This is a genomic window from Dyadobacter tibetensis Y620-1 (assembly GCF_000566685.1).
Classification (GTDB): Bacteria; Bacteroidota; Bacteroidia; order Cytophagales; family Spirosomataceae; genus Dyadobacter; species Dyadobacter tibetensis.
On record NZ_AZQN01000004.1, the window covers coordinates 132,833 to 155,266 of the forward strand.

The following is a 22,434-nucleotide window of genomic DNA, read 5'->3' on the forward strand; positions in this document are numbered from 1 at the left end:
CACCCCATTGACCTTTGGAGAAGCTCCCCGATGAATAGGACTTGCTAATGCTGGGAGCTTCCATTATTTTTATCTAAATTTATAAAGACAAATTAAGTGTTTCCGAGCCGTGCAGCAAGACGAATATCCCAAAGACCTCCCACCTAAATACTATCTCCACTACTTCAAGGAACTACTAAGTTTCGTAGAGAAGCATTATTCCTCGCTCTTAATTCAGGAAGAGGTTGACTTTCTTAACCGATTTGCAGCCCTGTCAGAAGATGCTCAGTGTTTATTCATTCGGTTTAGCAATCGAAGCAAATCCTGCTTCCGGGTGGGAAAACTTCAATATAGTGAGATTTCGGATCTTCCCGCTTGTTTGCAGGAACTATTGTCTGCCGGTCTTATTAAGGAGGTCGAGGAATGTACCCAGGATAATGTTTCCGAGGATAATGTTTCCGAAATCCTAGGCCTTTATACCAAAGACGAACTGCTGCATACCACCCGGGCCCTAGAACCGGAGGTTATGCCCTTGAAAAGTATTAAAAAACAGGATTTAGTACGATGGTTAAGACATGAATATGGTGATAAATCGCTGTACGAGGCATTATCGCAGACGGATCCTATCGTAGCGGTACAATACGAGATGGAAGTAATGATTATGAAATTCCTTTTTTTCGGAAATCGTTACTCCGGTATGACAGAATTCGTTATTCGGGACTTAGGGCATGTGAAATATCAACATTTCGAAGAAGAGCAGTTGTCGGTCCGTTTTGCAAATCGAAAAGAAATGGAGGACAGCCTGATGATAGCCCTTACCAAGGAAACCTTTTATGCTATTCAAAACCAGTTACCACCGGAAGAAATTTACGACTGGTTTATGAACTGGCAGACCGGTGTGCGTGAAAATATAAGTACGCCATCTATACCGGCCATGGATCAGCTGGTAGTAAAAATCGGAACCTGGCTTGAAAAAAAGAAGATGCCTCAACAAGCCTTAATAGTATTTCAGCTCACCGAAGCTGCCCCCTCCAGGGAGCGGAGGGTGAGGCTCCTTGCTAAAATGGAAGAGCACGAAGAGGCCCTGGCTCTTTGTGAAGAAATTGCTTTATCTCCGCAGAATGCTGACGAACGATTCTTTGCTGCAGATTTTACCGCTCGCATGATCAAGAAAAAGAAACGAATAGTCAAAAGCACTACCCAGGCCTTAAAAATGGCTGAACCCATCCTTTTACCCATTAGTAGGCGGTTTAGGGTAGAACAGGGGATAATGGACCATTACCAAGCCTGTGGATATGAAACTTTTTTTAGTGAAAATCAACCTTGGCGCAATCTGTTTGGGCTCCTGTTCTGGGACATCATCCACGATACCAACGTAAAGGCCATTCACAATCCGCTGCAACGTGTACCCTCTGATTTCTTTTTACCAGACTTTTACTTCAAACGTTCGGAAAACCTAAATAAAAGGAAGCAGCAGATGCAAGACAAATCGACTCTTTCCGCCTATTTGAAAGATCAATTCGAAGTATTATATGGCACGACCAATGTACTGGTATCGTGGTATCCGGAGGCACTTAACCGGGTCCTGAAAATTATTGAATTCCTTAATATTGACCAGATATTTGCTGTGCTGTTTGAGATGGCCATTAACTTGCGAGAAAATACACGGGGGTTCCCGGATTTATTTATCTGGAAAAATGATGAATGTGCATTTCTGGAAGTCAAATCCCCGACAGACCACCTGTCCGCTCAGCAATTGCACTGGCAACATTTTTTCGAAAAACAGGGTATCCCCTGCCGCATTATACGCATCAAATGGGAGCCCAGCGACGTATCCATTCAATCCTGAATTTTTTACACCATGCAATCTAAGGAAAAAACGGTAGAGGCTTATCTGGAAGCACTTCCTGAGGACAGGCAAGCAGTAATGCGAGCGATACGAAAGATTCTATTGGAAAATCTGCCAACAGGCTTCGTTGAAACGATGAGCTATGGGATGATAGGTTATGTAGTTCCGCATGAATTATACCCCACTGGCTACCATGTAGATCCTTCACTACCCCTTCCATTCATCAACTTGGCCTCGCAGAAAAACTATATAGCCCTCTACCACATGGGCCTATACGCAGACCCTGATATGCTGGAGTGGTTTAGGCAGGAATTCCCAAATCATACCAAACAGAAGCTAAACATGGGAAAAAGTTGTATCAGGCTAAAGCCAAACCAGCCAATTCCCTTAAAACTTATCGCCGAGCTAAGCCGGCAGATTTCTCCGGCAGAGTGGATACTACGATATGAATCGATCCAAAAGAAATTAACCTAATAAAAAAATCCCCTGGTTTTTCTGACCAGGGGATTTTTACGCTATTGCTTCGGCTTATTTCGCCTTAACAAATTTACCTACTTTACCATTCCGGATGGTAGCTTTATAATTGGTTTTGGTAATTCCTTGTTTACCATCACAATCCTCTCCCGCCACAATCGATTCTACCGATACATAGATCGTTCTTAACCATGATGGATGCTTAATACCATTATTAGGGTCTGAGAAAATGGCTTCAAGATCAAGATTGTCTACATCGCAATCCTTCTGAGTTATCTTGCCTAATGCATTGTATTCCGAATAAGTTTTTACACCGTCGACAGGACATAGACATCCCTCGCAGGTATCAGATGGTACATACTTCTTGCCGGTCTTCTTACGTAGTCGGTACCCATAGAACTGAAGATTGCACTCCTTGAAGCAAGCTTCTTTCTCAACAATTTTTTCTTGTGGAACCACAGAAGAGAAACCTGTTGTGCTTGCCTCGCTCACGCAGGAGGCACAGGAAGATATACGGCTGCTTTGTACGGTCGCATAATATTGACCCTCCAATGGCCGGCCAAATCGGTTCAGATATGCTTCAGGAAAAGTCAGTTCATTACCTTCCTGACAGATTATTTTTGCAATTACCTCATCGGATCCATTATTAATTCTATGAATTTTTGCGGTAAAAGTCTCTGTCACTGACGTATCGGCCGGGGACGAGCTGGTCCAGGTAAGCTTAATAGGTCCGGCCATCGTAGTGTCCAGTTGGGTGTTATACAACATACCCTTCATAGACTCTTCTCCCATATTCAGCTGAAGCTCGGGTGCGGAACAGATGAGTGCCGGGGTAGGATCTTTGGCAACCGGAACATCTCTGATAAACTTTCGGCGCATGGCCAGGCCTACCGAAAAACCGCCATGCTTACGTTCGAAAGGATAAATGGTTTCACCTGGAAAAACATAATTTACTTTGGTACGGAAGCCCATAGCCTCTACTCCCCAGGCCCAAAGACCATTTTTGCTGGGGTAAAAAGCACCTAGAGTCGCCAACAGTCCTGCATGATAACGCTTATCTGAAGCTGTTACCGAGTAAATATTCTGGCCAGTATTTTTTTCGAATACGAAAATCGCCGCTGGCGTTGTACGGAAAATCCCTCCCCGCACAGAAGCTTCCAGGAAGGGCGATCGTGGTTTCTTGGTAAAATTAAAATTCAGTACCGGGCCTACAGCAAGATAATGATCTTCAGAAGCGCCCTTTTGAATTTCTGCCTGGCTTACACCTGAGGCGGTAATAATCTGATCTAAGAAAGTATCCAAATCGCTACGCAGGAAGAACTGCTGAATTCCCGCCATGGCTCCCAGACCAAATTGCAGTCGACTTGTTGGATTTCTTTTGTTGGTAAAAAAATAGTCAGCATTCAAAGCTGCATTATATCCCGTTCCATTGAATAAGGATTTGTCACGGTATTTATCGGAGTTGAAGGTATTCTCCCAACTACCACAAAAGGCTACAGCCGGCCCGAGAAAACCACCCACTCGCCAAGGGCTGATTTTCTTTTCTACGGCAATAGTATCGCAGCCTCCATTAGGGGAAGAACAACCGGATGTTTCCTGGGCGAAAGACACAAAGGATAAACATCCAAACAACATCAGTAATACCAGTTTAGGTAGAGATCGATTTTTCATAAATCGGAAATTAATGTTTAGTGAATGGATAGTATTCTGCAATATTAATTTTTTATATGCAAACTCGGACGTTTTTAGACGATATAAGTAACATACTTTTCAAGAAAAAATCCAAAATACCCTAATTTCCGGGTTAATTCATATTAATTCTATATCCAACTACGTTTTCAAACCAGTACTACAGAGAGGTTACTACAAGTTACCTATCATTTCAAATAGAGTGAATACTGGCAAATGGTCGGATGCATATTGCTCATCAATAGTATAAGTTTCCAGAATATTAAAGGCATTTACGGGACTATGTAATATATAATCGATTTTGCGATTAGGCCTTTGCACAGGAATGGTAAAATCACAATTCTCCCGGCATGAAGGACTGAAAAATGGGTAAAGCATTTTCATCTCTTCACTGTCGGGTGTCGCATTAAAATCAGCAGCCAAAATCACTTCTTTATCGAAGGGTTTGAAATGGCTAAGAATGTTTTCTACCTGTAAACGACGATTAGCCGCTTTGAGACCAAGATGGGTGCTAGCGAAGATGACCTGTCGCCCAGGGGCCACCGAAACCGTTACCGCTGCCAGAGTACGCGTTTCCTCGGGCAGGTTGGCATGGATCGGAAGATCGAGCCGCATCGAATCTTGTATCGAATACCGGGAAAGTATGGCTACGCCATAATCTCCCCCTTCATAATCGATAGCCTTAGAAAAGTAATAATTCATTCCTGTTTTCTCGGCCAAAAGTCTGGCCTGATTATTCCCCTTTCCCGAGCGAATGGTATTGACATCGACCTCCTGTAAGGCCACTAGGTCGGCCCCACTTTTACGTATTACCTCCGCAATGGCTTCAATATCGATAAGAGCCCCCTTGGAGGGTGGGTTGCAATGATGAATGTTATAACTAAGCACTTTGAGTTGAATTCTTTCTGTGGACAAGGGCTGTCCCTTTACGGCAGTTACCAGACAGAGAAAGATTGGCAAGCATACGTACCAAAAGCGGATTTTTTTCATAAATTTAGGATTTAGGTGTTTATAGGAAATAAAGGTAATGCATTCATGCGGAAATATGGGCAGGCGGGCGTCTGTTGTCGCTCCGATATATGCTTTTGATGATGAATTGTCTTTTAACCGCTTACGATCGCTTTACCATAATCCGCTGAAACTGTAATTCCCCGCATATGAACCGAAAATCTCTCTACACAACCTTACTAGCCTGCCTGATTCCGCTAATATCCCTGTCTCAGTCAGGGCCAGCAGGAATTCATAGTTTTCATTTGGAAAATGGAATGCATTTTATAGTTCAGGAGGACCGGTCCATACCCAATGCTAATATGTACCTCTTTTGGAAGGTAGGTTCGCGCAACGAAGTACATGGAATTACCGGACTTTCTCATTTCTTTGAACATATGATGTTCAATGGTTCCAAAAATTACGGTCCAAAGCAATTTGACCGGGTGATGGAGGCCAACGGTGGGTCTAATAATGCTTATACCAGCGAGAACGTAACGGTATATACTGATTGGTTTCAGAAGGATGCCTTGGAGACAATTTTTAAATTAGAGTCCGATCGCATACAGTATTTAAGCATAGATTCCGCCATGGTAGAAAGCGAACGGGGAGTCGTTCTCTCGGAACGAAGCACCGGTTTAGAAAACAGCAATTACCGGACTTTGGGAGAACTTGTACAATCTGTGGCCTTTAAGGAGCACCCCTATATGTTTCCGGTTATAGGCTTTGAGTCAGACATTAAAAGCTGGACTCAGGCCGACCTAGAGCAGTATTTTAAAACCTATTATTCACCTAATAATGCTACGGTGGTCATTGTAGGCGACGTATCCATCGATCAGGTAAAGAAATTGGCTCAGCAGTATATGGCTCCCATTCCTAAGCGAGCCTTACCCCCGGTTATCCGTACTATTGAACCGGCGCAGAACGGGACCCGACGTGTCGAAACCTTCAAGGACATTGCCACAGCAAACGTACTAATGGCCTACCATGTACCGGCTTCTAATCACGAAGACTATTACGCTCTGGAACTGTTGAGCAGCATACTTACCTCTGGCAATTCATCACGGCTCATCAAAAATCTCGTGCTCGACACAACCCTTGCCTCTCAGGTGTATAGTTTCACAGAAAACAGCTTTGACCCCAGTCTCTTCAGTATTTATGCCATCGCTGGTAAATCTACTTCGGCTCCTGACCTAGAGAAAGCTATTGAAAAACAAATTGAGATGATCATTGAGAAGGTCAATGAAAACGAACTTCAAAAGGTTAAAAACCAAAAACTGATGGAGCTTTACAAGTCTCTGGAAACCATCAATGGAAAAGCCAATAGCCTGGGGACTTATGCTGTATTTTTCGGTGATTACAGGAAAATGTTTGAAGCCCCCGACCATTTTGAAAAGGTTACCACAGGAGATATTCAGCGTGTTGCTCGGCAATATCTGACCATTAGAAATAAAACCACCGGCTATTTACTACCTCATCAACCGTAGCCATTCTCTAACACCGAACTCCTAAGCGCTAACAATATGAAACATATATTCTTAAGTTTATTTACTCTTTTTAGCCTTGTGGCTCACGCCCAACATCATTTCAAACTTCCATCCTACGAAACGGTAGTACTCAAAAATGGTCTGACCATATTTCTAATGGAACAGCATGAAGTTCCTGTGATTCATGCAAGCTTTACCTTCGATGCCGGTAGCATGCACGATGGAAGTAATTCGGGGCTGGCTAATTTGACAGCGGATGCGTTGTTGCTGGGAACCAAGAAATTCAGTAAAACAGAATTAGATGATCAGGTGGATTACGTAGGCGCCACACTTCGAAGCACCGCAGGAAAAGAGAGTGCTGGAATTACGGCAACATTTGCAAAAAAAGATCAGGACCTCATGTTGGAGATTTTAAAAGAGGTTTCCATGTTTCCTACCTTCGACTCCATTGAGTTTAACAAAAACAAGGAACGTACCTTACTGAATCTTCAGCAGCTCAGAGAAAGTCCGCGATCGGTCATTGCTAACTATTATAACGCCTTACTCTTCCCTAACTTCCCATATGGAGCGCCTAGGGAGGGAACGCCATTATCGGTAGCACCGCTAAGCAGTGAGATGGCTCAAACCTTCTATAAGCAATTTTATACCACCGATCGGGCTGCCCTTGCATTGGTCGGAGATTTTGACAGTGCCCTGATGAAACGTAAGTTAACGGCGATATTTGGCGTATGGAAAACTAACGCTGCAGCATTAGTTAAACGAAAAGCTCCCGAGTTAGATTTTAAGGAGAGTCGGGTACTCCTGATCAATAAGGAAGATGCCAGAGAGACCACTTTCTTGATTGGAGGCAAGGGAATAGATTATAACTCCCCCGACTATGTGCCTGTTATGGTTATCAATACTATCCTGGGAGGCCGGTTCACGTCTTGGCTTAATGATGCCCTACGGGTAAATTCAGGACTCACCTATGGCGCTCGAAGTGGATTCAGTCGTTATAAATATGCAGGCACCTTCCAGATCAGCACCTTCACCAAAAATGAGACCACAGTCCCTGCCATCGATTTGGCACTCCAGGTGCTTGATAGTTTGCACCAGCACGGTATAACAACGGAAATTTTAGAATCGGCTAAAGCATATGTAAAAGGAGATTTTCCACCAAACTATGAATCGTCAGGGAGTTTGGCTCAGTTACTTACTGATATGTATCGTTATGGCTTTGATGAAAATTACATCAACACATTCCAGCAAAAGGTAGAAAATATCGATCTGAAACAGGCCAAGGAAATTATAGCCAGATACTTCCCTAAAGATAATCTCCAATTTGTTTTGATTGGAAAGGCTGATGAAATAAGAGAGCAGGTCAAAAAATATGGAAACCTCTTAGAGAAAGAGATAAAAGACGATCATTATTAATGAATTTTCATTCAAGTTTATGACATATATACACAAATTGAGCAGTCTGCTTACGGCCATCCTGTTAACACTTATATCCTATGTTCATTGCTGGTCCCAGAATGAAGCAGTGTATAACAAACCTTTGGGTGTACAAGCATATACTTTCAGAGCAAGCTGGCCCAAAGGAATACAGGCTACTCTAGATACTATTCAACAACTAGGGATAACGGAAATGGAAGGGGGGCCAATCAAGGGAATAAGCACCACAGCACTCCGGGCCGAATTGGATAAACGGGGAATCGCCATGCCTTCTATTGGAACAGGCTATGTCGAACTTATGAAAGACCCTGAGAATACTATTCGCAACGCCAAAATACTGGGCGCAAAATATGTAATGGTGGCCTGGATCCCGCATCCAGAAACGGGGTTTGATCTGTCTACAGCTCAAAAGGCGGTTGAAGACTTCAACCGGATAGGTAAAATATTATATGATAACGGACTCACTTTTTGTTATCATAATCATGGCTATGAATTCGTTCCCCATGAAAATGGAACGTTATTCGATTATATTGTAGATAAAACGGACCCAAAATATGTATCGTTTGAAATGGACCTTTTATGGACCAAGTTTCCAGGTCAAGACCCGGCAGCGCTCTTACTTAAATATGGAAGTCGCTGGAAATTAATGCACCTAAAAGATCTGAAAAAAGGGGTGAAGGGAGACCTATCCGGTGGCACACCCACGACCAACGATGTAGCCTTGGGAACTGGCCAGATCGATATTAAGGCAGCCCTGATAGCCGCTAAAAAAATTGGAATAGAACATTATTTTATTGAGGACGAAAGCCCATATTATATAAAACAAATCCCGGTGACAATAGATTATATTCGATCACTTCAGCATTAAAATTTTCTGAAAAAAAACCAAGGACCTCTCAAAACAGGTCCTTTTCTTTTGTTCCCCTTAAAATCATTCGCAGTAACCTGACACTGCAACCTCCCCTCCCAACTTTATATGGCTGATTATCAGCTCACTTATCAAATATCGAAGTTTTTTATAGAAAAATTTTCAACTAATATGTGACTTCAGCGGCGCTATGGGGTCTTAATAGCACATTAGGACACACTATCATAATACATTTCATCAATAAAAAAGTAAGTTACATTTCATCAACTAAATACATTTCATCAACAATTAAAAGCCTTACTTCATCAACAACTAAAATTTTTAAGCTACACACACACTTCATTGACAAACGAAACAGTAGAGCAAAGAGTACCATCTTAAAATCTATTGCAGAGTTGCACACTATACACCCCCGCCAGACGAAAGTTTGGCGGTTTTTTTTCGTTATTCTACCAAAAAAAACACCAGCCCTGATGGATCCAAGGCTGGTGTTTTACAGAAGAATACTAAATGTTTAAATAACTACATTCACGATTCTCTTTGGAACGACGATTATCTTTTTGGCAGGCTTACCCTCCATCCATTTCTGTACAGTCTCATTGGCCAGAACCTCACTTTGTATGTCAGCAACTGATGTTTCAAGGGCGAAAGGCATGGTAATCCGAACTTTCCCGTTGATTTGAACAGGATATTCAAAAACAGCGTCTACTACATATTTCTGCTCCCATACGGGGAATTGCGCCTGAGAAACGCTACCCGGCTCATGCCCTAATATTACCCATAACTCCTCAGCAATATGAGGTGCATAAGAAGAAATTAGTATCACGAGTTGCTCCAGCAAATCCTTGTTATGACATTTCAGACTCCCTAGCTCATTCACACACATCATAAAGGCACTTACAGCCGTATTGAAGGAGAAATTTTCAATATCCGTTTCTACCTTTTTAATGGTCTTATGAAGTACTTTTAGCGCAGCTTCCGAAGCTGGCTCGTCCACTACAAGATATTTACCATGTTCACTATAAAATAGTCTCCATAACTTCTTAATAAATCGGTAGGTCCCGTCTATGCCATTGGTGTTCCAAGGTTTGGCTTGCTCTAAAGGGCCAAGAAACATTTCATATAAACGCAGCGTATCCGCGCCATAGCGGGTAACGATATCGTCCGGATTTACTACGTTAAACTTGGACTTGGACATCTTCTCTACCTCCACTCCACAAATATATTTACCCTCTTCGAGTATAAAGTCTGCGTTATCGGCAAAAAGGTCGCGACGTGAAGCTTTAAAGCGCTCTAAGTCCAGGATTTCATTTTCAACAATGTTGACATCGACATGAAGGGCAGTTACCTCATACTGATCTTTTAATCCTGCACTTACAAATACCGGCTTGGTTTGATCAGCATTTTTAATACGATATACAAAATTGCTTCGTCCCTGGATCATCCCTTGGTTGATCAACTTTTTGAAGGGCTCTTCCTCAAGTACATAGCCACGGTCTTTCAGAAATTTGTTCCAAAAACGGCTATATAGCAAATGTCCTGTAGCATGTTCTGTACCACCTATATACAAATCTACCGCTTTCCAATAGCCTATGGCCTCTTTGGAAGCAAAGGCATCCTCATTTTTAGGATCCATATACCTATACCAGTACCAGCTACTGCCAGCCCATCCAGGCATGGTGCTCAACTCGTAAGGGCTACCAGATTCGTGTGCCCAATCCTGAGCGCGACCTAATGGAGGCTCTCCCGACTCTGTAGGCAGATATTTGTCAACAGAAGGCAGGTTAAGTGGCAGACTATCTTCGTCAATAAGATATGGTAAGGCTTGGCCCTGACTATCGTTTTTGTAATATACAGGAACTGGCTCCCCCCAATAGCGTTGGCGGCCAAATACAGCGTCCCGGATGCGATAGTTAATTTTGCCTTTACCCATATTATTTTCTTCCAGGTAGGCGATCAGCTTTTCATTAGCTTCCGCAAAGGTTAGTCCATCAATCATTCCCGAATTGATATACCTCCCTTCCTTGGTATTATCTGCTTCTTTCTCGATATTTTTCTGGGCATCCAGAATGGGTATAATCGGAAGGTCAAAATGTTTGGCAAAATTCCAATCCCGCTGATCCCCCGACGGTACGGCCATAACGGCCCCTGTTCCATAACCTGCAAGAACATAATCCGCAATATAGACCGGAATCTGTGTTCCATTGAATGGATTGATAACATATGCACCCGTAAAGGCCCCAGATACGGTTTTGACATCCGACATGCGATCTCGTTCCGACCGTTTTTTGGTCATTTCGATATAGGCCGATATTTCAGCTTGCTGCTCAGAAGTCGTAATCTTACTCACCAATTCGTGTTCGGGAGCGATTACCATAAAAGAAACTCCATAGATGGTATCGACACGGGTAGTAAAGACCTCTATTTTTTCTTCATGTCCTTCCAGCTGAAACTTTACCAGAGCACCCACCGAACGACCAATCCAGTTGCGTTGCTGCTCTTTCAATGATTCAGACCAGTCGACGGTATCCAAGCCGTCCAGAAGGCGCTGGGCATAAGAAGATATTCGCATCATCCACTGGCGCATTTGCTTCTGCTCCACCGGGAACCCTCCCCTTTCCGAAAGTCCATCCTTTACCTCGTCGTTAGACAGTACCGAGCCTAATCCAGCGCACCAGTTAACTGTCGCATCCGCTACATAGGTTAGACGATATTTGAGTGTGATGCGGTATTTGGTTTCCTCATCCCACCCGCTCCAAGTAGCCGCATCGAAGGAAGGGGTATCCTCATCACACACGGCCTGCACAGTAAGATTACCATTTTTTTCGAAAGCCGAAATCAGGGAAGTAATCTCTTCCGCTCTATCTTCAGCCAGGTTGTACCAGCTATTAAATAGCTCCATAAAGATCCACTGAGTCCAGCGGTAATAAGAGGGTTCAGAAGTACGAACCTCTCTGCTCCAGTCATAGCTGAAGCCCAGATTCTTCAGCTGTTCTATATAGCGAGCAATATTGTCGCGAGTCGTAACGGCCGGGTGCTGCCCTGTTTGAATAGCATATTGCTCTGCTGGCAAACCAAAACTGTCAAATCCCATAGGATGCAACACGTTAAACCCTTTTTGGCGCTTGTAGCGTGCATATATATCCGAAGCGATGTAGCCCAGAGGATGCCCTACATGTAGGCCGGCACCCGATGGATAGGGAAACATATCCAGAACGTAGTATTTGGGCCGGTCGGAGTCATTATTGACTCTAAATACTTGATTTTGGTCCCAGTACTGCTGCCATTTTTTCTCTATCTCCTTATGACTATACTCACTCATATTGCTGATTTTTCTTTATTTATTTGGTTATAATCCTCGCTTATGAAAACCCTTATCATGACATTTGGCCTGGCCATCAATGGACAGGCTAGCAAAATTTCCCGCAAAAATAAGGTTTTTTAATTGCAGTTCGTAACCTCGCCGCCGATTCTGAGCGAATATACCCTTTAGGGCTACAGAAAAAGGAAAAATAAAACATCCGGGCAATACGGGCACAGTTTTTGTGTTATTAAACTTAAAGAATTCGAGAATACCCCAAACAAACATTTATTAGTCATGAAAAAATTATTGCTCGCAGTTTTTGCCATAACCCTTAGCCTTAGTGCCTCGGCACAATACGACCCCGGATTCCGATTCGGTGTAAAAGCAGGGGCAAACTTATCCAATATCAATGGCAGCAACGACCTTTCCCTCAATGGTAACGGGAGTGCTTTCGATTTTAAAGATAATGAAAACCGTTCCTTAGGATTTGTAGGGGGTGTCTTCTTTCGTTTTGGAAAGCAATTTTATGTACAACCCGAGCTTTTGCTGTCTCAAAAAGGTGGTGAATTCAATGTATACCGAGATGGCCTTACCAATTCAGAAGGAAAAGTAGATGTAGGATTCACCAATCTGGATGTGCCAGTATTACTCGGTGTTAAAATTGGAAAAATATTCCGGGTAAATGTGGGCCCTATGGCCTCTCTAAGACTATCCTCCAATGGTAAGTTAGGCGATTCATTTGATGATTTTACCGGAGACAATAGTGACGCGCAATTCAAAGACAAACTGGCTTATGGATATCAGGCCGGTGTGGGAGTCGACTTTGGAAGGGTAAGTATTGATGTTCGCTATGAAGGAAACTTCACTGAGGTGGCCAAAGTGAACTTTAATAACAGCAATACCGAAGCAAAATTTGGAAGAAAAAGTAATCTATTCCAAGCGACTTTAGGATATGCTATTTTCTAATAACCCCATTTAATTTTCGCAAAGGAGCTATCGTATCGGTAGCTCCTTTTTTCTTTTACCCCATTATTATAATCTGTATTGCCTACTTTTGTAGACTTAATCAGAGGAAAATTTCCGTTAAACCCCTGAGTCAATTCCCTAACATAACTATAGCATTTACCTACCGTGGCATTAAATACAGACCATATCAAACTCGTTTTCGGACTGAAATTGAAACAATTACGGCTAGACCGTGGCCTTTCTTTAAACGAGCTGTCCCAGAAGTCTGGATTGTCACTATCCTATATTAATGAAATAGAAAAGGGGAAAAAGTACCCAAAATCTGATAAAATTATTGCCCTTGCTAAGGCCATGGACGTGGAATATGATAGCCTCGTTTCCATGAAGCTCAATAAAAGACTGGAACCCATTTCAGAGTTGCTGGACTCTAATGTTCTTACTGAATTACCCCTGGAGCTATTTGGTATCGATCCTGCCAGTTTGCTACATATTCTGTCGGATGCCCCAACGAAGATTAGCGCATTTGTTGGCACCCTGATAGAAATTGCTAGAAATTACAATATGTCCATCGAAAAGTTTCACTTTTCCGCTCTTCGAACCTACCAGGAGATGCATGACAATTACTTCGAGGATATTGAAGAAGCGGCTGAACTCTTTTTAGACCAACAGCAAATCCCTTCTTCCGAACAGGTAGATGAGCAACTCCTCTCATCAATTCTGAAAGAACAGTATCAGTATGAAATGGAACATATTAACGAGCGAACGAATCCAGAATTCTCCAGTGTTCGGTCTCTTACTATTCCCTGTATCAAATCGGCTCGTTTACTCATCAATGACCAGCTATCTGACATTCAGCGCACCTTTATTCTGGCAAGAGAAATAGGATATCTTCATCTTAATCTGAAGAATAGGCTCTACACCACTGCGTTGGTGGAAGATGAAACATTCGAACAGCTTCTAAATAATTTTAGAGCCTCCTATTTTGCTAGCGCCATCATTATTCAGCGGAAACTACTGGTCCCTCGGCTGGCCACCTTATTTGAATCGGCCCGGTGGCAACCGGAGATGCTGCTGGCGATGATTCAGGACTTCCACACTACTCCGGAGTCCTTCTGTTACCGACTGAGTAATGTACTCCCCAAATATTTTGGACTGAAGGAAATATTTTTCGCCAGGTTTAACAATTTCACTGGTCATAATCAGTTTGACATGACCAAAGAGCTCCATATTTCGAAAAAGCACTATCCCCATACCGTAAGAGACGAGCACTATTGCCGTCGTTGGATCGCATTGAATATTCTGAATGAACTGGCAGAGAATAACAATCCATCGGGTACTACCCTCTGCAAGGCCCAGCGCTCTACCTATCTCGACACCAAGGACGAATACCTGGTAATTAGTCTGGCTCAAAAATCGGCCACCAATCCAAACCTCAATGTCAGTGTTTCGATGGGAATCTATCTGGACGATCACGCCCAGAAATCTTTGACCTTCTTAACAGATGCAAACCTCCCGCATCGAGTTGTCAATCAAACCTGTGAACGTTGTGCAATGTTCGATTGTAAAGAACGAATTGCAGCTCCTATTATCCTCCAGAAGCGTCATAAAAATGAAGAGCTTCGAAAAGCATTAAGTAAGGTTCTCAAATAATTCGCTATTCACTGAAAAGCAGGTATACCCGTAATTTCTGCTCCGAGTATCAATAAATGAATATCATGGGTACCTTCATAGGTGATCACAGACTCTAAGTTCATCATATGTCGCATAATCGGATATGATCCTGAGATACCCATAGCGCCTAGAATCTGACGGGCCTCTCTGGCTACCCTCAATGCCATGGCAACATTATTTCGTTTGGCCATTGATATCTGAGCAGTACTGGCCTTCTCTTCGTTCATGAGTACTCCTAGTCGCCAAGCCAGCAATTGGGCCTGGGTAATCTCGGTCAGCATTTCTGCTAATTTTTTCTGCGTGAGTTGAAATCCGGCCAGTGGTTTCCCAAACTGGATTCGTTCCTGTGCATAACTTAGGGCCACCTCATAACAGTCGGTAGCGGCTCCCACTGCACCCCAAGAAATTCCATATCGCGCCTTGTCCAGACACTTCAATGCTGCTTGTAAACCCACCGCCGCAGGCAGCACATGCGTGTCGGGAATAAAGACATCGTCGAATACCAGCTCACCAGTAATACTGGTACGCAGTGACCATTTATGGTGAATTTCTGGAGCCGTGAAACCGGCCATTCCTTTCTCTACGAGTACGCCCTGGACCCTCCCCTCATCGGTACGCGCCCATACTACTGCAACCTGGGCCAATGGAGCATTGGATATCCATAATTTACTTCCAGTGAGCCGATAGCCTCCATCAACTCGTACCAGCCGGGACTGCATCCCCCCAGGATTAGAGCCATGATCGGGCTCTGTCAGTCCAAAACACCCCAGCCATTCGCCGGATGCCAGAGGAGGAAGGTATTTTCTTTTTTGTGCCTCCGTCCCGTAGGCGAAGATAGGCCACATCACCAGAGAGCTCTGAACGGAAATGGTGGACCTCATTCCAGAATCACCTTTTTCAACTTCATAACACATGAGTCCATAGCTGATATAGTCCAGCCCTCCGCCACCATATTGCTGTGGGATAGTAGTCCCGAAAAGACCCAGTTCTCCAAACTTTGCCAATAAATGTTCGGGAAAAATTGCATTCTGGGCACTTTCTTCCATAATTGGTTTGATCTCTTTTTCCGTAAAACTTCGAACAGAATCGGCTACCAATAACTGGTCTGGAGTAAGTAAATCTCTGATTTGAAAAAAATCGGTAGGAGTCATAAGTAAATGATATTTTGGTCTTTGCCCTGTTGATAAGGAAAAGATAATCAATTAGGATCATAATTGCCTAGAAGACACAGGAACTTCTGGGTAAATTTCTGTTTAGTTGTATTATAATCTGCCGCTGAAATATATAGATCAGCTAGAGAAGATTACTTAACTTTGCAGCCTTTGAAGGATAACTCCCTTTCTACAACTCATGATCAAGAACCTACAACTTTCCCTTCCTCCGGAGGTGGCATTGAATGAGCCCGCGCTTCAGGCTTATGTTTTCCGTAAGCTTCATATCGACAGCAATGCCGAAGTAATATTGAGAAAAGCAAAGCAGTCTATTGATGCCCGCAGCAAGCGCATCAAGGTAAATTTGCAGGTTACGGTCTATGTTAACGAACCGGCCCCGGCTCTGCTACAGATTGACAGCTCCTATCCCGATGTTAGCAAAAGCCCTCAAGCCCTGGTGATAGGCTGTGGGCCTGCAGGCATGTTTGCCGCCTTACGGCTCATAGAATTAGGGCTCAAACCCATAATTTTTGAGAGAGGTAATGATGTCCGGGCAAGACGTAGAGATCTGGCTGACATTAACAAAAAACATTTGGTAAACCCAGAATCTAACTATTGCTTTGGTGAGGGGGGAGCGGGCACTTATTCTGATGGCAAGCTATATACCCGTTCCAATAAAAGAGGCGATATCCGTCGGGTACTCGAAATTTTTGTGAGTCATGGTGCCAGCGAACAGATATTGGTGGACAGCCATCCACATATAGGCACCAACAAATTACCTCAGGTGGTTTCCAATATGCGTGAGAGCATTCTTAAAGCAGGAGGTGAAATTCACTTTAACACAAAGGTGGTAGACCTGATTATCGATAAATCGAGGATCAATGGCCTCCGTACCGAGTCCGGACAGGAATACCTTGGTGAAGGTGTGATCCTAGCCACTGGTCACTCCGCTAGGGACATCTATGAGTTGCTAGACAAGAAAAATATTCTGTTAGAAGATAAATCCTTTGCAATGGGGGTTCGTATCGAACATCCGCAACCTATTATAGATCAGATTCAATACCATTGTGAGGCGGATAGAGGTCCGTATTTACCCGCAGCCTCTTATAGTCTCGTAACACAGACCTATTTCGGAGGAGTGCAACGAGGCGTATTTTCATTTTGTATGTGTCCGGGAGGCTTCATCGTCCCAGCGGCTACCGCACCCGGAGAGGTAGTAGTCAACGGAATGTCGCCCTCACGCCGCGACTCCCCCTATGCGAATTCAGGACTGGTGGTGGCCATTACAAAGGAAGATCTGGCTCCATACTCCCAGCATGGCGCCTTGGCTGGCCTCGCATTCCAGAAAGAACTAGAAGCATTGTCATGGGAATTAGGAGGGCGGACTCAAACGGCTCCAGCCCAAAGAGTCTCCGATTTCATACAAAATAGAACCAGCCCTGCTCTGAACCCTACCTCCTACCAGCCTGGACTGAATGCAGTTAACTTGCTTCAAGCCCTTCCTCAAAATATTGCAAATCCGCTGCGGGAGGGACTTCTGCAATTTGGAAAAAAGATGAAGGGTTATGTATCCAATGAGGCCCAGCTAGTAGGTGTAGAGAGCCGTACCTCTTCGCCGGTGCGCATTCCAAGAGATCGTGAAACCTGTGAGCACCCTCAGATCCGTGGGCTTTATCCTTGCGGAGAAGGGGCTGGTTTCGCAGGAGGGATTATGTCAGCAGCCATGGATGGAGAGCGTTGTGCCGAACAGCTCCGGCGACATGTCATAGGCTAGTCGTATAATTTTCTTATTAATTCCGGAACCGATTATACCGAAAGAAATACAAGATCCCAGGTTCCAGGCACTGCCCCTAATAAATGACCGCATTTCGAATTTTTAAGGTCCGGAAAAGGTTATGATTATAGTTACGTTACAAGGGCCACCATTTTAAGGGTTCCTACTGCTTACTGGTAAATAGAACCTTGTGGATTTCAGTTGTAAATTGCTTCAGCCCGGCATATGATATCAACTGATTCCATTACACAGTAAGCCAAGGGTGATAACTTGTTTCCAAAGGAGCGTGAGGATTTGTTATCCATCCTTCATCATTTAAACAAGCTTTGACATTCTTTATGGCCAACAATTCTTTTGATATTTTTGTAAAACAATTTTCTGAAAAACTTAAATTACCACTTCCGGGTGAACTGTCGCATCAACGTATGCAGGCAAGCAGCCGGAACAAATTAAATTTTAAGCCCAATGAACGAACCAGAAGGAGTGCGATTCTGATACTATTCTATCCTTATCAGAATGATATATACTTTCCTGTGATACTCCGGCCGCCTTATGATGGTGTCCATTCCGGTCAGATAGCCTTTCCAGGTGGCCGACAAGAACCCACAGATCGCGACCTTGTACAAACGGCGCTTAGAGAGGCGCAGGAAGAGATTGGGCTAAGGCTCAATGAAGTTAAGGTTTTAGGTCAGCTTTCGCAATTGTTTATACCACCTAGTAACTTCAATGTGCTACCGGTAGTGGCATGTACCCCTTCCCGCCCTAGCTTCTACCCTGACCCTAGGGAGGTAGCCGATATTTATGAGATTCCATTTTCGGAGATCATCAAACAGGAAATCATAGGAAGTAGTCAGATTATTATTCGGGGGGAGCCTGTTACCGCCCCTTATTACAAGATTGACAATAAAGAAATCTGGGGAGCCACAGCTATGATGATCAGTGAACTCCTCGACGTATATCAGACCTTTCAAGCAGAAGAAGAATGAAGGAAATAATAGGTTTATTTGCTATCTTAGCGGGATTTATGTCCCGCCTAGGTTTACCTACCGATATGCCTCCATGGCCTAACCGGATATGTATTGCAAAGGCAGAGGCCTAATACCAGTATTGTTTAGTACCATACCTTTTAAATATAGTTTCCTCCGAAGTATATGGATGAAAACGAAGCGTTAAACCACTCAGAAGACAGCGAATTACACGACAAACTACCCATCTCGGGTTTATATGAAAGTTGGTTCCTTGATTATGCCTCCTATGTAATTCTAGAACGTGCCGTTCCGGCCATTGAAGACGGGTTGAAGCCTGTCCAAAGAAGGATTATGCACGCCCTCAATGAAATGGACGATGGGCGATTCAATAAGGTGGCCAATGTAGTTGGCTCTGCCATGCAGTATCATCCTCATGGAGATGCTTCTATCTACGATGCCATCGTAAATCTCGGGCAGAAAGAACTCCTTTTCGACATGCAGGGAAACTGGGGCGACATCCGAACTGGTGATGGAGCTGCAGCGGCTCGTTATATCGAAGTACGACTCTCCCGGTTTGCCAAGGAAATTGTCTTTAATAATGACACTACCGAGTGGCAGCTTTCCTATGATGGGCGTAAGAAAGAGCCAGTGACCCTACCGGTAAAGTTCCCCTTATTGCTCACCCAGGGCGTTGAGGGTATAGCCGTAGGCCTTTCTACGAAGATTATGCCCCATAATTTTTGTGAACTCGTAGAGGGATCAATTGCTATACTGCAAAATAAGCCCTTCACGCTTTACCCTGACTTTTTGACTGGGGGGCAAATCGATGTGTCTAATTATAATGACGGAATACGGGGAGGAAAAATTAGAGTCAGGGCCCGAATAGAAGAAGAGGACAAAAAAATGTTGACCATCCGAGACATCCCCTTTGGCACCACTACAAGCTCCCTGATAGACTCCATTGTAAAAGCTAACGATGCCGGTAAAATAAAAATTAAAAAGGTGGTAGATAATACCGCCGCAGAGGTAGAGGTTCAGGTTCATCTCGCTACCGGTGTTTCTCCCGATATCACCATGGACGCCTTGTATGCTTTCACAGAGTGCGAGGTCTCAATATCGCCTAACGCTTGTGTAATCATTGAAGACAAACCTCATTTTGTCGGAGTCAGTGAGATACTCAAATACAATACTCAGCAAACGGTAGACTTGCTACGGCAGGAGCTGGAACTAAAAAAGGCCGCTTTACTGGAAAAAATCCTCTATGGTTCTTTAGAGAAAATTTTTATCGAAAATCGCATCTACCGTGATATTGAAGAATGCGAAACTTTTGAGGCAGTAATAAGAACCATCGACAAAGGGCTTGAACCATTTAAAGCTGATTTTTACAGATCTATCACCGACGAGGATATTGTGCAGCTTACGGAAATTCGAATCAAGAGAATTTCTAAATACGATGGATTCAAAGCCGATGAGCTGATGCGGAAATGGTCGGAAGAGCTTGCCCAGACCGAAGACAACCTGGCTAATATTATCCGTTTCTCCATCGAGTATTATAAGGACTTACTAAAAAAATACGGTAAGGGTCGAGAGAGAAAAACGGAGATTAGTGCCTTTAACCAGATATCTGCGAATATTGTTGCTGCCAACAACCAGAAATTATATGTCAACCGGGCCGAAGGCTTTATTGGCTACGGACTTAAAAAGGATGAGTATGTCATGGACTGCTCAGACATCGACGATGTTATCGTTTTCAGGGCCGATGGAAAATGCCTGGTAACCAAAATACAGGATAAAGTATTTGTCGGAAAAAACATTATCCACTGCGCCGTATTCGTCAAAAATGATGAAAGGAAGGTATATAACCTGACCTACCTGGAAGGGAAGACGGGCATAAGCTATATCAAAAGATTCCAGGTGACGGCTGTCACCAGAGATAGGGAGTATGACCTGACGCAAGGGCACCCCAAATCTAAAATCACCTATTTCACGGCCAATGACAATGGAGAAGCGGAGATCATTAGCGTTAGTCTAACGGCTCAAAGCAAGGCTAAGGTCAAGCAGTTTGATTATAATTTCGCCGATTTATTAATAAAGAACCGCAGCGCCATGGGGAACATTCTTACCAAATATCCGGTACGTAAGATCACCTTAAAGCAAGCGGGCAGATCTACCCTTGGTGGGGTAGATATCTGGTATAATCCGACCCTAGGCCGACTCAATAGGGATGAAAGAGGCGATTACCTGGGAAATTTCGGCCCTTCCGATCATGTGATGGTAATTTATAAAGACGGTACTTATGAGCTTACCAGCTTCGACATTAGCAATCATTATGTTCCAGCTGATGTGATTTTACTCCGCAAATTCGATGCAAAAACACCCATCACAGCCATTTACTACGATGGGGGTAGTAAGCAGCATTTTATCAAACGTTTTAATATTGAAACTTCATCCATCGATAAGAAATTCCTTTTTATCAGTGATGCTAAAAACAGTAAACTGATATTGGCTAGCACCGATTTGCGTCCCCGCTTCGAAGTAGTTCCCGCAAAGGTTAACGAAAAAGGGCAGCAGACAGAATATATCGTCGAGGAACTCATCGATTTGAGAGGGTGGAGAGCCATAGGCAATAAGCTCCCCATCGATAAGTTTAAGGAACTCCATTGGATCGAACCACTGGCCCCTGAGCAAACCGAACAGGAAAACGAGCCTCCTCATCAGGAATCCTCAGAAGAAGCCGTCGATGTAGGCAGCCTGAATTCTTCAGAGGAAGAAGAACCGAAAGCATCAAAAGAAAGTCCTCAAACCCAGGGTGAGGATAAAGAGGCTTCGCTTGCTCCCAAGCAAAAGCCTGAACCTACCCCTGAAGAAGAGACGGACCTTGAAATTACCAATCCCGAAAAGTTAGCGAATGATGCCGACAAGGGTAAAAGAAAGAAAAAGGAGCCGAAGCCCAAAAAAGATGACGACTCCAAGTCGCAGTTAGGATTATTCGAATAATCATAACAGGAAATTTCCGTTTGTCCTGGCGCCTATTGTGCCAGGACAAATTCAAATCAGTACATGCAGGCAACAAAAAGGAAATGGGGTGCGTACAGTAAATCAGTGCTCCGGTTCCATATATGCAGCCAGCTTCTAATCAGGCTTATTTGTAGAGCGAAGTGAGAAAATTTTTCAGATTCACCAGTATACTATTATTTGCAAGTGTGGTTTTCATCCTGCTGTGTAACTTCTGGGTGGTATACAAGACACGGGATCTCAATTATTTTTCGATTGATGACTTGCCTTCTAATGATGTGGCCCTGGTACTGGGAACCAGTAAATATACTGAAGCGGGCAAACAAAACTTATTTTTTAAATTCCGCATGGAAGCTACAGCCCGTCTCTTTAACGAGGGTAAGATTAAGTACCTCATCCTAAGCGGAAACAACGATTCTGAATATTATAATGAACCCTTAGACATGAAGAGAGCATTACTGAATTTGGGGATCCCTGAAGATGTTATGACCTTAGACTATTCCGGCTATCGTACCTTCGATTCAGTGATGCGTTGCAGGGAGGTGTTCAATCAAGAAAACTTTACGATCATCTCGCAGAATTTCCATAACGCCAGGGCCCTTTATATCGCGCAACAAGAAGGCATGCATGCCATCGCCTTTGCAGCTCAGGATGTACCGGGAGGCTATTCCTGGCGCACCCTGCTGCGGGAATATTTTGCCCGCCCGAAGGCCGTTCTGGATGTACATATCCTCCGCCCCAGCCTGGACTTAACCACCAATATTGAGATAAAACGCAAATGAGGAACTAGGTTACTAAAAAAAACATTTTAACCACAA

The 22,434-nt window shown here is 43.7% G+C and carries 15 protein-coding genes; 11 read left to right on the forward strand and 4 right to left on the reverse strand.

Annotated features, from left to right (window positions below; all coding sequences use genetic code 11):
- The first annotated feature begins 109 nt into the window (after positions 1–109).
- Together X939_RS0112505 and X939_RS0112510 are read left to right on the forward strand one after the other, a co-directional pair.
- Positions 110–1,828 (forward strand): VRR-NUC domain-containing protein, encoded by a 1,719-nt coding sequence (locus X939_RS0112505; protein WP_025763615.1) that lies wholly within the window; start codon positions 110–112, stop codon positions 1,826–1,828.
- A 12-nt stretch (positions 1,829–1,840) separates the two neighbouring features.
- Entirely contained in the window at positions 1,841–2,302 is a 462-nt protein-coding gene (locus X939_RS0112510) for a DUF1801 domain-containing protein (RefSeq protein WP_025763616.1), read from the forward strand.
- A 54-nt stretch (positions 2,303–2,356) separates the two neighbouring features.
- Here X939_RS0112510 and X939_RS0112515 read toward each other — a convergent pair whose 3' ends face one another.
- Complete coding sequence (locus tag X939_RS0112515) at positions 2,357–3,973, reverse strand: hypothetical protein (protein ID WP_025763617.1); 1,617 nt, start codon at positions 3,971–3,973, stop codon at positions 2,357–2,359.
- 192 nt (positions 3,974–4,165) lie between these two features.
- Entirely contained in the window at positions 4,166–4,981 is an 816-nt protein-coding gene (locus X939_RS0112520; RefSeq protein ID WP_025763618.1) for an endonuclease/exonuclease/phosphatase family protein, read from the reverse strand.
- Between the two features lie 167 nt (positions 4,982–5,148).
- On the opposite strand from X939_RS0112520, the gene X939_RS0112525 reads away from it, so the two are divergent.
- From X939_RS0112525 to X939_RS0112535, 3 genes are read left to right on the forward strand one after another with little or no spacing between them, the layout of a single operon-like run.
- Entirely contained in the window at positions 5,149–6,465 is a 1,317-nt protein-coding gene (locus X939_RS0112525; RefSeq protein WP_025763619.1) for a M16 family metallopeptidase, read from the forward strand.
- Positions 6,466–6,501: 36 nt separating this feature from the next.
- Positions 6,502–7,878, forward strand: a complete 1,377-nt coding sequence (locus X939_RS0112530; RefSeq protein WP_025763620.1) for a M16 family metallopeptidase — start codon at positions 6,502–6,504, stop codon at positions 7,876–7,878.
- 19 nt (positions 7,879–7,897) lie between these two features.
- On the forward strand, positions 7,898–8,767 hold the full coding sequence (locus X939_RS0112535) for a sugar phosphate isomerase/epimerase family protein (RefSeq protein WP_025763621.1): 870 nt from the start codon (positions 7,898–7,900) through the stop codon (positions 8,765–8,767).
- A gap of 514 nt (positions 8,768–9,281) precedes the next feature.
- Here X939_RS0112535 and leuS read toward each other — a convergent pair.
- On the reverse strand, positions 9,282–12,089 hold the full coding sequence (leuS, locus tag X939_RS0112540; protein ID WP_025763622.1) for a leucine--tRNA ligase: 2,808 nt from the start codon (positions 12,087–12,089) through the stop codon (positions 9,282–9,284).
- A 276-nt stretch (positions 12,090–12,365) separates the two neighbouring features.
- Here leuS and X939_RS0112550 point away from each other — a divergent pair, with 276 nt between their 5' ends.
- Positions 12,366–13,037, forward strand: a complete 672-nt coding sequence (locus tag X939_RS0112550) for a porin family protein (protein WP_025763624.1) — start codon at positions 12,366–12,368, stop codon at positions 13,035–13,037.
- A 165-nt stretch (positions 13,038–13,202) separates the two neighbouring features.
- Positions 13,203–14,687: a helix-turn-helix domain-containing protein gene (locus X939_RS0112560; protein WP_025763626.1), complete on the forward strand. Its 1,485-nt coding sequence runs from the start codon at positions 13,203–13,205 to the stop codon at positions 14,685–14,687.
- A gap of 8 nt (positions 14,688–14,695) precedes the next feature.
- Here the strand turns inward: X939_RS0112560 and X939_RS0112565 are convergent, their stop codons facing one another.
- Complete coding sequence (locus tag X939_RS0112565; protein WP_025763627.1) at positions 14,696–15,859, reverse strand: acyl-CoA dehydrogenase family protein; 1,164 nt, start codon at positions 15,857–15,859, stop codon at positions 14,696–14,698.
- Positions 15,860–16,058: 199 nt separating this feature from the next.
- Between X939_RS0112565 and X939_RS0112570 the strand changes: the two genes are divergently transcribed.
- From X939_RS0112570 to X939_RS0112590, 4 genes are all read left to right on the forward strand, one after another.
- The gene (locus X939_RS0112570) at positions 16,059–17,633 is read left to right on the forward strand and encodes an NAD(P)/FAD-dependent oxidoreductase (RefSeq protein WP_025763628.1); all 1,575 of its coding nucleotides are present in this window, start codon (positions 16,059–16,061) and stop codon (positions 17,631–17,633) included.
- A 338-nt stretch (positions 17,634–17,971) separates the two neighbouring features.
- On the forward strand, positions 17,972–18,619 hold the full coding sequence (locus X939_RS0112575) for an NUDIX hydrolase (protein ID WP_025763629.1): 648 nt from the start codon (positions 17,972–17,974) through the stop codon (positions 18,617–18,619).
- A 165-nt stretch (positions 18,620–18,784) separates the two neighbouring features.
- Entirely contained in the window at positions 18,785–21,598 is a 2,814-nt protein-coding gene (locus tag X939_RS0112585) for a DNA gyrase/topoisomerase IV subunit A (RefSeq protein WP_025763630.1), read from the forward strand.
- Positions 21,599–21,759: 161 nt separating this feature from the next.
- Positions 21,760–22,398 (forward strand): SanA/YdcF family protein, encoded by a 639-nt coding sequence (locus X939_RS0112590; RefSeq protein ID WP_229236055.1) that lies wholly within the window; start codon positions 21,760–21,762, stop codon positions 22,396–22,398.
- Positions 22,399–22,434: the final 36 nt, after the last annotated feature.